This is a genomic window from Pseudoalteromonas sp. B62 (assembly GCF_037162565.1).
In the GTDB taxonomy this organism is placed as follows: domain Bacteria; phylum Pseudomonadota; class Gammaproteobacteria; order Enterobacterales; family Alteromonadaceae; genus Pseudoalteromonas; species Pseudoalteromonas fuliginea.
In genome coordinates this window covers 1,879,615-1,893,945 of sequence record NZ_JARLVB010000002.1, presented here as the reverse complement: position 1 = coordinate 1,893,945, position 14,331 = coordinate 1,879,615, and the positions used below count along the sequence as shown (strand labels likewise).

Sequence of the window (14,331 nt, the reverse complement as noted above, 5' to 3'; positions counted from 1 at the left end):
CACCTTTTTATTTAGTTTTTTCATGTTATTTTCCTTAATTTTTATAGATTTCGACAAGGTAGTCTTCAATTTCTCCGCTCCCCGAGGTTGCGGCACTGCTATAGTCAGAGCAAGGATTAATACTATTTACTCTGCTAAATCCGTAATACTGCAAAATTCTCATACGAGTCGTCGTGATAGGCTGTGACAACTTATTGCTTAAAATGCTAAATTCCCCTTCAACATAACCTTTACCGTAGTCTTGGTTAGTCTGGTCGAAGTCCATTATTAAAAGCTCTGATTTGTCGTTTCTCCAGTCACCATTACCAAATTGGCCATCACTATTTAAATCAATCCAGACATGGTAATTCTCAGCGAATGTTTCACTGCCTGCATAACCGGCTTCAATACGATAGGTATTACTCTGTGTGGCATATAGTTTGATTGGATTATTCGGGTTAACGACGCCAGATTGCTGCGCATTGCTAAACGGACCATCTTGATTGAAAGTCACTTTACTAATGTGTTCATAGTCTGTGAGATCCACCGCCGTGCAATATTCAACAGATTGTGCTGATTTAAGCTCTAGCAGCATATTTTTGGTGCCAGTAGCTCGGCTTCCCCAATCATCCCACAAAGGTTTGTCGTAACTAATAGTTAAGCTAGCGGTATAGGTTCCAGCGACTTGATATGTATGCTCTGTGTCTTGGCCAAAATTACTGTTTTGTGTAAGTGTTGTGCCGTCTCCAAAATCCCAAACTAGAGTAACATCGGGATCCCAAGCTGCATTTTCAGGTTTTTTGGTAGTGTTATTAAAGCTTACCTTAAACGTACCATCTGCTTGTTCGTTTACCGTATAGCTCACTTCAGGAGTAAAATTGCTCTCGCCAATTTTTACCGTTTCACTGGCCGATTGCGTACCATCGACATGTTCAATTGTGAGTGTAATAGTGTACTCACCATCGGCTTGGTAGGTGTGCTGAGTATCTCTAACCGAAGAGTTATCGCCATCACCAAATTGCCACTGTATCGTACTGTTTTGGGGCATAATACTTTGATCTGTATTTACAGAAATAGTGTTACCAGATCTTTGTGGTGTAAATTTTGCTGTGATTGTCGTATCAAACTGAACTTGTTTGTTCCAACTTCCTATCTCTTTGCTGAATCTATCATACGCTTTTAGTTCTACCTCATAGTTTCCAGACTGCGCATATCTATAAACAGGAGATTTTTCGCTACTAGTGGTGCCGTCGCCAAATTTCCACTGCCAACGCTTAACACGCGCATCTACCGTGCTGTTATCAAAACTCATTTGATTAACGCCTTGATTAGCGGTAACTCTCAAATCAGCAGGGTCATTGTTTTCGATTAGTTTAACGGTGTAATCTTCAACTTCACCCCAAGACATATCCCCACACGCTGATTTTACTAAACCAAATGACACCATAGTACGAATGCGGTAAGTTTGGTTTAACTCGCCACTCAATGATATCTCGCCAGTAAATTGCGTCTTAGTGCTTCCATAGAGCACGAGCTCTTCAGTCTTGTGGAATAAACCATCATTGTCTTTGTCTAACCAGACATAAAAGTTCTTTGTTTTGTCTTGAGTATCTGGATGTGGTGCTGCGGTTAGCGTTACATTGAGTGCTTTACCGTCCTCCACGTCGACGATATTATATGAGTAGTCACTGTAATTGCTTGAAGTAGAGTCATTTTTGTAGTTATTTAACGAAACTGACGATAAGTAATACTTACTATGATTAATGCCTTGCGCTAGACAATAGTCGTCAAAAACGTCAATAGGCAACATGAAAGTATCTGATTGACCAGAAGGGTCGATAGCCGTAAGTTCAATGTTGTATTCGCCTGCAATAGCAAAGTTATGTTTAGGCTCAAAGACGCTACTTTGCAAACTGCCATCACCAAAATTCCACTGCCATTGCCAGCCCTCGCTGTTGGCAGCCGTAACTTGCTGACCATCTTTACGGGTCAAATTTTTAAAATCAAAGGCCAAAAATTGGCGGTCATAACCAAGTTCGCTTTCGAGCCCATGGTCAACTTTCAGGCCAATACCTACTTGCGCAAACGCCTTACGTACATGGTTTTGTAATTCAATGATTAGCCATTGGCTACCATCTTGCTTTTTAATCCCATCTTGAGTCAACTGATCACGTACCGTGTGGGTTTGTCGCATTACACAATCTGCGCCAGTAAGATAATTACTATTGCTGGTCCAGCAGTTTTTATTTGCGTTAGCAAACAGGATAAAGGAATATTTTGTATTCCAAGGTGAGGATTCATTATCTAAATCAGTTGTAGTGAGGTAGTAAAAAGCTTTGTTAAATACCCCTGCGCCATGATGAGAAGTTACTGAGTCATCATAGTCATCAACATGATCAATTGAATTTCCATCGAGTGTAGGTGTTTTGAAATAACGCAGTGCATCATCGAGGCGAAATGTTTCGTGATTGCTTTTCCAATCATTGGTTCCCAAGTAAAAGTATTTAGCTGCTTCACCCGCCATATCAGAAAAAGCTTCATTAATAGCACGAGCCTGTCCTGTCAGCATTGACTTTGGCGTATTTGAGCCAAATTCCTCAGTAAAACCATGAGCGATTTCATGCGCAACTACATCTAAGGAAACCATAGGATAGAAGAGGTAGTCACCATCACCAAAATATACCTCGCCGTTTTCGTAAAATGCCTGATCCATGTTAAGACCATAATGGACATTTTGAGTTATCTTTTCATTAAAGTAAGGCTTATGCCCAAGGTAAGCTTCAAACATTAAATTCGCTGTTTGTCCATGATGATGGGCATCATTCAAGGCAGAGCGAGCACCGTGATATTCTTTATAATTGTTACGAGTTGAATCTGAGCAGTTGTAGCTATAAGGATTATTAACTTGCGCTGTGCCGTGATTATAGTTTCTAGTCTCAACGTTTTTTGCATCGAATAAACAGGTGGTTTGCTGATTGTCAGTTTCCATTGCAACAACAAAAGTCTTTGGTGGATAAGAAACATAATCTACTTGCTTATAATCTGGACGTGAAACCTTGTCATTGCCTGATGGGCCGCTTCCTCCCTCATAAACGATCCGCTGTAATACATCGGATTGGCTGATGAGTTCGTTTGTCGTTAAGTCTATAAAAGAGATAATTCTCTGTGGTTTAAAGGGCCCTGACTCGAAATCGGTGAAAAAGGCAATTTTAGCAGCGTGCCGTGCTTTTCCTTGAGTATCTATATAAATGACTTCCTCTGCTGATTTACGTCTATACACTCTGGGGCGTTCATTATTAAACTGAGAAATTATTGAATCTAGAGCTACGCTTAGCTGTTCTTCTGACGCGGGAGTTAGAGTTGATATATCTTTAGCAACATTAACAATGAGATCGCCATAAACTTGTTCAACTACACCACTCTCGTCAGTCAGTACAACAAGGTCTTGATTCCAAATAGGAATATTTTGGTACTTTTGGGTAATTGTATGGCTTTGCTTGGTTTGACTAATTTGGCTTTGGTGAAATGTAAGCGTGTGACCTGAGTATTGCGCTGCAAATACTTTTAGCGCGAGTAGATAGTTTTGATCTGAAGCATTACTAAATATGGATTGTTTTTTTGTAAAGAAGGCGCAATTTTTTGCGTGTCGTTGAATAAAGATACACGTTCTGTTGCATGGCAATGCGTACTTATCGCTAATGCTAAAACGCAAAGAGACTTTAATCCTTTCATATTAACTCCATAAGTATTTGAAGATACCTTTCCACTTAAACGCAATGACTCAATAATTAAAACAGTTGAGCGAATAAGTGCTGTTAAGAGTAAAACCCTAGCCCAGTAACTAATTTAAAACAAGTAAATAACATAAAATAAATAAAAACTTAACATTAAGTTCACAAATAAAATTAGAGATTAATTTCACTTTTTTTGTTCTGTTTATTTAACCTGTTATTATTGTTGAATAAATCTAAATTTTTTTGAGAACTAATAAAGATGTGAAAAGGTCTGTACGATGCGAAGCACAGTCATCATTTTGTAATTTACAGTGAATTTGAAAACGGAAGCGTTAGCTAGCCATTTTTGTATTGGGATCATTGACGCAATATTGAGGAAGTAAAATGAGTAATAAACGTCGTTCTAGATTGGATGATTGTAAAATAATTACTCTGGTAAAAAGACTAGAGCCATTTAATCTTTCAGGATTAAGGTTTACTTAACCCAGACGAAACCCTTCAGGCGGCATATATTTGGCATTTATACTATTTTATCGCCTATTTATGGGGAATAACCACATGCAGCTTTACCTAAAAACCAACATACGGGTTATCTTTGTAATACATAACAACCCATATAAGTAAGCACAGCAAAGGCATACCTTCGTAGCTATTTCTCTATATTGCTTAATTCGATCAAATGCATTGCCAACCAAGTGCCTATATTTTTACGTACACCAGTCAATCTTTTCATTACCGACCAAGCTGTTACACTTACGTGGAATAAAAGGTGTAGCGCTGTTATTACAAACGAACGCTCTCAGTTTTTCACTATCGTAGCCTTTATACCAACCTGCATAAATCTTTGATCAATTTAACGAATTAAATTGCACTATAACGTCGTTAAAAATTTTTTATTTAGAACAACTAGATACAAAAATTTTTGCCTAGTTCTAGCGTAATTTTCTTAACGTTAAATAGACCCCATATATAAGCAGATTGGTATTGCACTGTTTACTGGGAAGTTAGCTTCGAGTGACTCTGCATGGAAGGTATCTGCATATTTACACAGGATAATTCATAGTAAACAGGTAACTCTCTGCTATCTACTGCAAGGTGAATTTTTTGTAGACCCACCTCGACTTTTCCGATTGATTCATTCTCTGCGATTCTTACACCGCAATTATACTGCTGAGCCATAACAATACTGCCATAAATAAAGACCTGATCCATACAAGTATCGCGAAATAATATGCGAAACAATTCGTTCAAAATATCTTTTTTAGACCATAAGCTAAACCGACTCCATATGGCACTCCATGCACTAAAATAAGAAGTCAGATCTCGCCATAGAATACCTGTGCACATATTATATAATTTGCTTTCAAGCGTTTTTCTATGATCAAGCTGATTATAAATTCGACCGCTTAAGCACATTACTTTTGATAAGATATTCCATGACGCCTATAAACATTAATCTTGGTATGAGGATTCGGTGTATCGTTTTTTAGCGAGTTCAATTATGCCTTTCCTTCATGCTATTTATTTTTCATACCGCAAAAATCAACATACCCTAATATAAATAATTGTTTGGCGCTGTTTATTACCTATTATTAAGTATAAACTATTTACAACAGGTTTTAGGAAACGCTTAAAATATGAAAAAAATAGTATACGCAGGTCTTTTTACATTCTTGGTAAGCGTAATAAGCTTTACGGCACGTGCGGAATCAACCGTCGGTTATTTTGGCTTTGAGCCAGATATAATCACTAATTATATAGGTGCATCAAGTAAAAAAATGGGCTATGTGCGTGTCACTGTCGATTTAATGCTTAATGATACTTCAGATATTGCCGTAGTCGAACACCACACACCATTACTGCGTGACGCTTTAGTAGAGATTTTATCTAAAGAGCCAGAAGAAAAAGTAAAATCCCTCACTGGTCGTGAAGAAATACGCGCAAAGTGTGTAGAAAAACTTAAGAGCCTGTTAAAAGAAGAAACAGGACAAGAGATCATCCGTGAAGTCTTGTTCACTAAATATTTATATCATTAGTGTTTAACGTTTTGCGTTAAATATTTTGGCGGTGTAGGCAAAAGCCATACCGCTAACTAACCCACCTAAATGCGCCCAATTAGCCATACCTACAAACAAAACATCTGCAAAGCCAAGTACTAACCAAATCAACATAAAACCAACAATTGCCGTACTGACTAGCGCTGGCTTGTTAGGGTTTAAAAAGCTGTGTATCCAACAAAAACCGAGCAATCCATACACCACGCCGCTTAGCCCACCAAAATTAGGACCAACCATTAAATATTGTGCCCAATTACTAATCAGTGCAGTCACTAAAAACAAACCTATTAAGCTTAGTTTTCCGCATTGCTTTTCGATATTATCACCAAGCGACATCCACCAAATTAAGTTAAACACTATATGCATCGCACTAAAGTGAACAAGTGCGGGAGTTAACCAACTTAAAGGCTGCGTAGGTTTAAACTGCATCATGGTGTAAATGGTCTCAAAACCACCTAGTAAAAAAGCAAAATAAATTATAACGCTTACAATACTTACGGTTTGATTTAACCAGCTGAGCGCTTTAAAACGGGCTATTAGATTAAGTGATTGCCCTTGATATTTAAGCGGCGATTGTGTGCTACCTACATCCCATGAAGCTTGTTGATAGCGTTCATGATTAGGGTTTTGCGTAAATTCAGCCCATAAAGGTTGTATTTGATGAAAATGCTCAGGCGCAACACTAATAATGACATTGCTACCATCTGAGGAGCTTAATTGTCCTTGTAAACCTTGGCTTTTTAAATAATCTATAAAGCCCTGTGCGGCGCGCGGGTTATTTAAACTGCCAAGCTCTATCATCGCTCTACTTTCTCGCTGTAAGCAGCTTCCCAAGCTGTAAAGCCGCCATCCATACTGTAAACGTCCTCAAAACCTTGCTCAACTAAGTAACTCGCAGCGCCTTGTGAGCTCATACCGTGGTAGCAGACAATAATAATTGGCTGATCGAATTCTTTTTCCATCATAAATTGTGCGATATTACCGTTAGAAAGTGCTTCTGAGCCTGGAATGCGACCGGCTTGATACGAATTAGGATCGCGAATATCTGCAATTACTACTTCTTCTTTATCTAAAAGCTCTAACGTTTGCGCTATAGAAATATGTTTAAATGCCATTGAAGTCTCTTTAATTAATAGTATAAAAAAGGCGGCTAGGGCCTGTTTATCTTTCGAGGTTGAATTTGCAGCAGTATGTTTGGTATTTAGGCAAGACAGAGCCTATGTAGTGTGGTTATTCCCCATAAATAGGCGATAACGTAGCACAAATGCCAAACATACGCTGCCCGAAGGGTTCTGCCTAGGGGCAATTTACTCTTTGTTGCTCGGTTTTTACTTAGCCCACTAGGTCACAAACCTCGCGCTGCGATTAAATAGCCCCTAGATTGAACAAATTTTAATCCTGAAAGGTCAACAGGCCCTAGAGCCGCCCTTCTCGTAAAATAAGTTTAAACTAGTCCCAGTTTAAAATCACTTTACCTGACTGACCTGAAATCATCATATCAAAGCCAGCTTGGAAGTCATCCACAGAATATTGATGTGTAATGATTGGGTTTAAATCAAGACCAGATTGAATCAAACTTGCCATTTTATACCACGTTTCGAACATTTCGCGACCGTAAATACCTTTAATCACTAAACCTTTAAAAATAACTTGGTTCCAGTCAACAGCCATATCAGATGCTGGAATACCTAGCATGGCAATTTTACCGCCGTGGTTCATATTATTAAGCATTGAATTAAACGCGCTTGGCACACCTGACATTTCAAGGCCAATATCAAAACCCTCTGTCATACCTAGCTCTTTCATTACATCTTCAAGCTTTTCATTGGCAACGTTTACAGCCCGTGAAGCCCCCATTTTACGAGCTAAATCTAGGCGATATTCGTTTACGTCGGTAATTACAACGTGGCGAGCTCCAACATGTTTTGCAACAGCTGCTGCCATAATACCAATTGGGCCTGCACCAGTGATAAGTACATCTTCGCCAACTAAGTCAAACGATAGTGCGGTATGAACTGCGTTACCAAATGGGTCGAAAATAGAAGCGAGTTCGTCAGAAATATTATCTGGAATTTTAAATGCGTTAAATGCAGGAATAACTAAATATTCGGCAAACGCACCTTCACGGTTTACACCTACACCCGTTGTATTACGGCATAAATGTACACGCCCTGCACGACAATTTCGACAGTGACCACACGTAATATGCCCTTCGCCAGATACGCGGTCGCCAACCTGAAAGCCACGAACTTCTTGACCCATATCAACAACTTCACCAACATATTCATGGCCAACAACCATAGGCGTTGGAATGGTTTTACTTGCCCATTCGTCCCACTTGTAAATATGTACGTCGGTACCACAAATAGCTGTTTTGCGAATTTTAATCAGTAAGTCGTTATGACCTACTTCTGGCTTTGGTGCATCTGTCATCCAAATGCCCGGTTCTGCTTTTAATTTAGATAATGCTTTCATAATCCACACTCAACTATAAAACCGAAGCGAGGCTTCGGTTTAAAATAAAATTAAATAACGCCCATTTCTTTACCAATACGGGTAAATGCATCGATAGCTGTATCGAGTTGCTCAATACTATGTGCCGCTGAAATTTGTGTACGAATACGCGCTTGCCCTTTTGGTACTACAGGGAATGAAAAACCGGTTACGTAAATGCCTTCAGCAAGTAATTTATCAGCCATTAACGAGGCTACTTTGGCATCTCCTAGCATTACAGGGATAATTGCATGATCTTTACCTGCACACGTAAAACCAGCAGCTTCCATTTGCTCACGGAAATATTTAGCATTTGACCAAAGTTTAGCGCGAAGCTCGCCGCCATTTTCAAGCATTTCAAGTACTTTAATTGATGCAGTAACAATTGAAGGCGCTAATGAGTTTGAGAACAAGTATGGGCGTGAACGCTGACGTAACCATTCAACAATTTCTTTTTTACCTGATGTATAACCACCTGATGCACCGCCCAGCGCTTTACCTAATGTACCGGTGATAATATCTACACGGTCTAATACATTACAGTACTCAGGTGTACCCTTACCGTTTTCGCCAACAAAGCCAACTGCGTGAGAGTCATCAACCATCACAAGCGCATCATATTTATCAGCTAAGTCGCACACAGCTTCTAAATTACAAATAACGCCGTCCATAGAAAACACGCCATCGGTAGCAATTAGTTTAGTTTTAGCGCCTGCTTCATCTGCTGCAATAAGTTGTTTCTCAAGATCAGCCATGTCGTTATTTGCATAACGAAAACGCTTAGCTTTACATAAACGTACACCGTCGATAATTGATGCATGATTTAATGAATCAGAAATAATAGCGTCTTCTGCGCCTAAAATAGTTTCAAACAAACCTGTATTTGCGTCAAAACATGAAGAATATAAAATAGTATCCTCTGTTTCTAAAAACGCACTGATTTTTTGCTCTAGTGTTTTATGGATATCTTGAGTGCCACAAATAAAACGTACTGAAGCCACACCAAAACCATGATTATTTAAACCATTTTGCGCCGCTTCAATTAACTCTGGGCTATTAGCTAAACCTAAGTAGTTATTAGCACAAAAGTTGATTACTTTACCTGATGCAACTTCAATTTGAGCTTGCTGCTGGGACTTAATAATACGTTCGCTTTTATACAAACCTTCGGTTTTTACGTCTTCAATTTGCTGTTGTAACTGGCTAAAAAAAGCAGATGCTCTCATCTAGGTTCTCCATCTATTTGAACGGGTAAACAACCGCACTTTCGCGGCTGTTTATTATGCGGGGTATTGTAAAAGTTTAATGGGTAAAATGCACGGTTTGCAGTTCGTCGCAAACGCCCTAAACTGGAAGGAATTCCTGCCAGTTTACAGCTAAGTCTATTTAGTTTATTTATGTGTTTAAAAGTGCAGGTAAACTGCTTATAGAATCGATAATTAAATCAGCTTCTTGCTTAGCGCTTTCGTCAAAGCTTTGCCCTGAACGCACTAAAACGCGTTTAGTGATGCCCGCTTTTTTCGCAGCCTGCATATCACTGAGTTTATCGCCCACCATAATACTGCAAGCAGGGTCGATGTTATGCTCTTGTATGCCTTGTAATAACATACCTGGCGCAGGCTTTCTGCAACTGCACTCTTTCAAATATTCAGAGTGCGCTTTTTTAGGGTGATGCGGGCAAAAATACACATCGGTAACTGCAATGCTGTGGGCACTAAATTGGTCTTTCATCCACTCGGTCAGTGCTAAAAAATCAGCTTCGCTGTAATAACCTCGACCAATTCCAGATTGATTAGTGACGATTATGATTTTATAGCCTGCATCGTAAAATGTTTTACAGGTGCTAAAAACACCGTCAATAAATTCAAATTTATCGCTTTGATACACATAACCATGATCAACATTTACCACGCCATCTCGGTCTAAAAAAAGCGCTTTATTTTTTTGTTGTGCATTCATTACAAAGACTCTTTTTGTACAACATGGTCAAACATCGCTTTTACATCATCAACTGTAATTTGGCTCATTAAATCATCGCCTTTTACGCGTGTACCCCACGGTACTTGCTCAGCCGTTTTACCTGTTTGCTTAAACAAGTTCTGATGATAAACCTCTACCACGTAGTCTTGATATAAATAAGGACCTGTGCGTGCTGGATTTGAATGTGCATATAAACCAATAACCGGCGTACCAACAGTTACTGCCATATGCGCAGGACCCGTATCGGGCGCGAGCACTAAGCTGCCACGCTTTAACACGCACAACAACTCTTTGAGTTTTGTTTTACCGACTAAATTTAAAATAGGCGTGTTACTGTGCTCAATAATGCTATTTGCTAGGTTAATTTCAAGCTCTGTTGGGCCACCCGTCAATACCACCTTAAAGCCTTGCTCGCTTGCATAATCAGCCAATGTGGCATAACGATCAGCGAGCCAATTACGCTGCGCTTTACTAGCTGCAGGCGATATTACTAATAGTTTATTAGTTAGGTATTCTGATGTTAATAACTCATCTGCAACCGCTTGGTCTTGCTCGGTATATGGCATGTCCCAACTCGGTTTATAATCAGCTACACCAATGGCTTTTGCAAAACCTTTAAAGCCTTCAAGCACATGCGCCTGGGCTTGTGGGTCTATTCGTTTATTAATAAATAAGCTGTGCAATTCTTTTGAACGTGCCCAATCGAACCCTATTTTTACTTTTGCAGGAATACAGCGCGCTACAAACCCAGCCCTTAATGCAACTTGCATGTTAAGTAACACATCAAATTTTTGGTTTTTGAAGCGTTGCTTTAAGCTTTTCAGCGCTGCTTTGCCTTGCTTTTTATCAAATACCACCAGCTCAACACCCGGTAAGTCGGCAAGTAGCATGGCTTCTACTTTGCCAATAACCCACGTAATTTTTGCATTAGGGTGTGCTTTTTGAATAGCTTGTACAGCACTCACACCATGACATACGTCACCAATGGCTGAGAGTCTTAATATACAAATAGATGAATAATTAGGAGCTTGAGTCACACATTCCCTTAGGTATTAAATACAAAAGCCGATCTTAAATTATAATCACGCTATTGCAAGCACTTATCCTGCGCTTTAAAACGCGCTAATATAGGCCCATTATTTAGCAATTACACAGAGCTATGTTTAAACAACACGTGCAAGGCAACCACACTGTATTAAGCCACCCTAAATACACAAGCCAAATTACCCTCGATTGGTTTGATGCAAATTATTGGCAACAACAAAATAAAATTGTGGGCGCTAAAAAAGGCAGAGCAACAGCATGGTTTTTTAAACAAGACGAATTAACAGCCGTACTTAGGCATTATTGGCGCGGTGGTTTAGTGGGTAAATTGCTAAGCGATCAATATTTATACCCAGGGCTTGAACAAACCCGTGTGTATAAAGAGTTTAGTTTAATGAGTAAACTTATAGAGCTTGGTTTAAACGTACCCACCCCTGTTGCAGCTAAAGTAACCCACAGCGGATTAATTTACCGTGGTGATATTATTACCGAGGCTGTTAAAGGCGCTAAAAGTGTACTCGATATATTAATTGAACGCCCATTGACCGAAGATGAGTTGGAGCGCATTGCTAAAACAATCGCGCTATTTCATTCAAAAGGCGTTTATCACGCCGATTTAAACATTAATAACATTTTATTTAATGATACTGGTGATGTGTATATTATCGACTTTGATAGAGGTGAAATAAGAGCGCCTAACCCACAGTGGCAACAAAGTAATATGGCACGCCTTGAGCGCTCATTTTTAAAGGAACAAGGTCGAAACAAGCCATTCAATTGGCAAGCGAGTGACTGGCAAACTCTGCACAGCAACTACCTCAAAGCGCTCGCCAATATCAGTTAACCTAATATAAGTTAATTAGCCAATGCTAAATACTGCAGAGCAACCTGCTCTGCCTGTACTTGTTTTAGAATATCTGCGTTTTCTACATTTGGCTTATCTGCTAGCACCTGCTTAACGGCATTGGCTAATGCCTCACTTTGTTGAACGGGTACTAAATATTTACTCAGCTCGCCTGTTAATATCTCGCTTGGTCCAAATGTACAATTAGTGCTAACTACCGGAGTACCCACCGCTAAAGCCTCAATTAATACCGTTGGCAGCCCTTCAAAATCAGAGCTCAAAACCAAAGCTTTGGCATGCTGAATCCAGTTGTACGGGTTTTGTTGAAATCCAGGCACTACTAACTGTTTATCTATGCCATATTCCTGTGCAAGCTTTAACGCTTTTGTAGGTTTATTACTTAAAAGAACTAACTTGTATTTTTTATCAAGCTTTGCAAATGCTGCAAACAATATATCGTGGCGTTTTTGTTTGGCGAGCCTTCCTACATGAATTAAGTAAGGCTCATTTGGGATATTGTTATTTTGCTCATTTGCTTGCTGCCTTATTTTTTCAAAATCGAACGGGTTATAAATAGTCGCGATTGCACTTGGATTAATTAAATCCCCTTGTGTTATTTCTTTTTCAACACCCTTTGATACGCAAATAAGTGATTTACCATTTAAATTTTGTTTACTTTTTTTAAGGTATAAATATGAAAATGGACCTAACTTTTTTTGACGAGCAAGTTCTGCATTAACTGAGTTATGAATAACAAAATGAACATTTTTGATATTACTACGTGCAAGTAAATTATTGCTTCTATCAAGGTTAGAAAGCACTAGATCAATATTGCCAATCTCGCTTTGTTTTTTTCAAACCACGCTTCTAATTGCAAAATACTATTTTTTCGCTGCCAGAATCTATCTACTTTAGATGCTCTATCAGGAAAAAGGCTATCAACTTTAACTATATCAGGAATGTCATACTCAGCGTTGCTCGCAAGAGATAATATAGTGACGTTGTGCTGTAGTTTCGCCATTTTTTCAGCCAAAGTAAGCATTACTTTTTCAGCACCACCACCTACTAGTGAATCAATTACAATAATGATATTCATAAAGAGGATCCATCAAGCATATTTTTCACACCATTAGTAATAACATCATAACTGTGTATATTTTCAAGCTGAGCATATTTACTAGTTGTCTCATTATAAAAAGCCACCCCTATAACTTTCTCTACTTTGGTCACTATTTCATCAATATTAAGATTTGCTTTTAATACAACCCCCGTATTAATGCAGTGGTCTAAACGTGCATTTTGATCCTTAGATATTGCACATGCAACAGCAGGTGTGTGCACGGCAATTGCTTGTAATAAGGTGTCACCACCACTTAGCAATGCAACTTTGGCTTGGCTCATTAATGCTAAAAACTCAGTATTTTGCAAACTTTTGATACAAAGAATGCTATCAGAACTTGGGATCGTTTTACTATAATTTTGGCCAAATACAACAACGCCCCTCAAACCCGTTTGTTTAGCAATTTTAAGCGCAGCTTCAAAGTAAATATCGGCGCAATTTTGACCATTTAGTGTGTGACCGCCAGATCCTGCATTAACTATAAAATAATTTTTTAGTTCTAAACTGTATCGGCTCAACATCTGTTGCTTTTGCTCATTGGATGCAAAAGCAACAAATGGGCCCACATTACGTGGACGCACTAAAGGAAATATATCTAACTTAGCATTTTCAGCCCAAGTTAATGGCTCTATACAATAGTCTGGCTGGACAACCCAATGTACATCAATCAAATTGATTCTATTAAGCTTTAAGCCTTTTGCTCGTTTTTTAGTATGTTGAGAAATAAAGACTACTTTTGCGCCTACCTTTTTAGCCGCTTTCATATGCCCTGCTCGTCCGGCACAATCAAAAATAACAACGTTAGGCTTAAATTTTTCAATGACATCGCACACATAATCCAGCTCTTTGGTCGCTGAATGATCAAGTAGTGTCGTTTCGAATGGGCAGCTTTTTGCATAAGCAGCATGCTTATTTAATATAAAATGAATATCGATAGAAGCGTGAAGTTCATCCTGTAAACTTTGAGCTAACAGCAACGAGCGCATATACTCACCAATGCCTTCTGGTGATGATACTGGAATAAATAAAAGTCGTTTGTTGCTCATTGCATTCTCAATTTCCTATTTAACCCGCAGTATA

The 14,331-nt window shown here is 38.9% G+C and carries 11 protein-coding genes and 1 pseudogene; 2 read left to right on the top strand and 10 right to left on the bottom strand.

Annotation, left to right across the window (positions count from 1 at the left end; all coding sequences use genetic code 11):
• Nucleotides 1-34: 34 nt before the first annotated feature.
• Together P4S71_RS12965 and P4S71_RS23145 are read right to left on the bottom strand one after the other, a co-directional pair.
• Nucleotides 35-3,691: a PKD domain-containing protein gene (locus tag P4S71_RS12965; RefSeq protein WP_337150813.1), complete on the bottom strand. Its 3,657-nt coding sequence runs from the start codon at nt 3,689-3,691 to the stop codon at nt 35-37.
• A gap of 1,015 nt (nt 3,692-4,706) precedes the next feature.
• On the bottom strand, nt 4,707-5,144 hold the full coding sequence (locus tag P4S71_RS23145; RefSeq protein ID WP_442961716.1) for a transposase: 438 nt from the start codon (nt 5,142-5,144) through the stop codon (nt 4,707-4,709).
• Between the two features lie 206 nt (nt 5,145-5,350).
• Here P4S71_RS23145 and P4S71_RS12960 point away from each other — a divergent pair, with 206 nt between their 5' ends.
• Nucleotides 5,351-5,749: a flagellar basal body-associated protein FliL gene (locus tag P4S71_RS12960; RefSeq protein WP_007378947.1), complete on the top strand. Its 399-nt coding sequence runs from the start codon at nt 5,351-5,353 to the stop codon at nt 5,747-5,749.
• A gap of 3 nt (nt 5,750-5,752) precedes the next feature.
• Here the strand turns inward: P4S71_RS12960 and glpG are convergent, their stop codons facing one another.
• The 6 genes from glpG to P4S71_RS12930 form a co-directional block, all read right to left on the bottom strand.
• On the bottom strand, nt 5,753-6,571 hold the full coding sequence (gene glpG / locus P4S71_RS12955; RefSeq protein WP_337150812.1) for a rhomboid family intramembrane serine protease GlpG: 819 nt from the start codon (nt 6,569-6,571) through the stop codon (nt 5,753-5,755).
• On the bottom strand, nt 6,568-6,885 hold the full coding sequence (gene glpE, locus P4S71_RS12950) for a thiosulfate sulfurtransferase GlpE (RefSeq protein WP_337150811.1): 318 nt from the start codon (nt 6,883-6,885) through the stop codon (nt 6,568-6,570). Before glpE ends, glpG begins: the two co-directional genes overlap by 4 nt.
• 334 nt (nt 6,886-7,219) lie before the next feature.
• A complete protein-coding gene (gene tdh, locus P4S71_RS12945; RefSeq protein WP_337150810.1) occupies nt 7,220-8,245 on the bottom strand; it encodes an L-threonine 3-dehydrogenase in 1,026 nt (341 codons plus the stop codon).
• 50 nt (nt 8,246-8,295) lie between these two features.
• Nucleotides 8,296-9,489, bottom strand: a complete 1,194-nt coding sequence (locus P4S71_RS12940) for a glycine C-acetyltransferase (protein ID WP_337119924.1) — start codon at nt 9,487-9,489, stop codon at nt 8,296-8,298.
• A gap of 169 nt (nt 9,490-9,658) precedes the next feature.
• Nucleotides 9,659-10,222, bottom strand: a complete 564-nt coding sequence (gmhB, locus tag P4S71_RS12935) for a D-glycero-beta-D-manno-heptose 1,7-bisphosphate 7-phosphatase (protein WP_337150809.1) — start codon at nt 10,220-10,222, stop codon at nt 9,659-9,661.
• On the bottom strand, nt 10,222-11,280 hold the full coding sequence (locus tag P4S71_RS12930; protein WP_096792579.1) for a glycosyltransferase family 9 protein: 1,059 nt from the start codon (nt 11,278-11,280) through the stop codon (nt 10,222-10,224). The genes gmhB and P4S71_RS12930 overlap by 1 nt, the downstream gene beginning before the upstream one ends.
• A gap of 122 nt (nt 11,281-11,402) precedes the next feature.
• On the opposite strand from P4S71_RS12930, the gene P4S71_RS12925 reads away from it, so the two are divergent.
• Nucleotides 11,403-12,131, top strand: a complete 729-nt coding sequence (locus P4S71_RS12925) for a 3-deoxy-D-manno-octulosonic acid kinase (protein WP_149613459.1) — start codon at nt 11,403-11,405, stop codon at nt 12,129-12,131.
• Between the two features lie 11 nt (nt 12,132-12,142).
• On the opposite strand, the pseudogene P4S71_RS12920 reads toward P4S71_RS12925, so the two are convergent.
• Both P4S71_RS12920 and P4S71_RS12915 read right to left on the bottom strand, forming a co-directional pair.
• Nucleotides 12,143-13,227, bottom strand: a pseudogene (locus tag P4S71_RS12920) (glycosyltransferase).
• Nucleotides 13,224-14,297 (bottom strand): glycosyltransferase family 1 protein, encoded by a 1,074-nt coding sequence (locus tag P4S71_RS12915; RefSeq protein WP_337150808.1) that lies wholly within the window; start codon nt 14,295-14,297, stop codon nt 13,224-13,226. The pseudogene P4S71_RS12920 and the gene P4S71_RS12915 overlap by 4 nt, the downstream one beginning before the upstream one ends.
• Between the last annotated feature and the right edge of the window lie 34 nt (nt 14,298-14,331).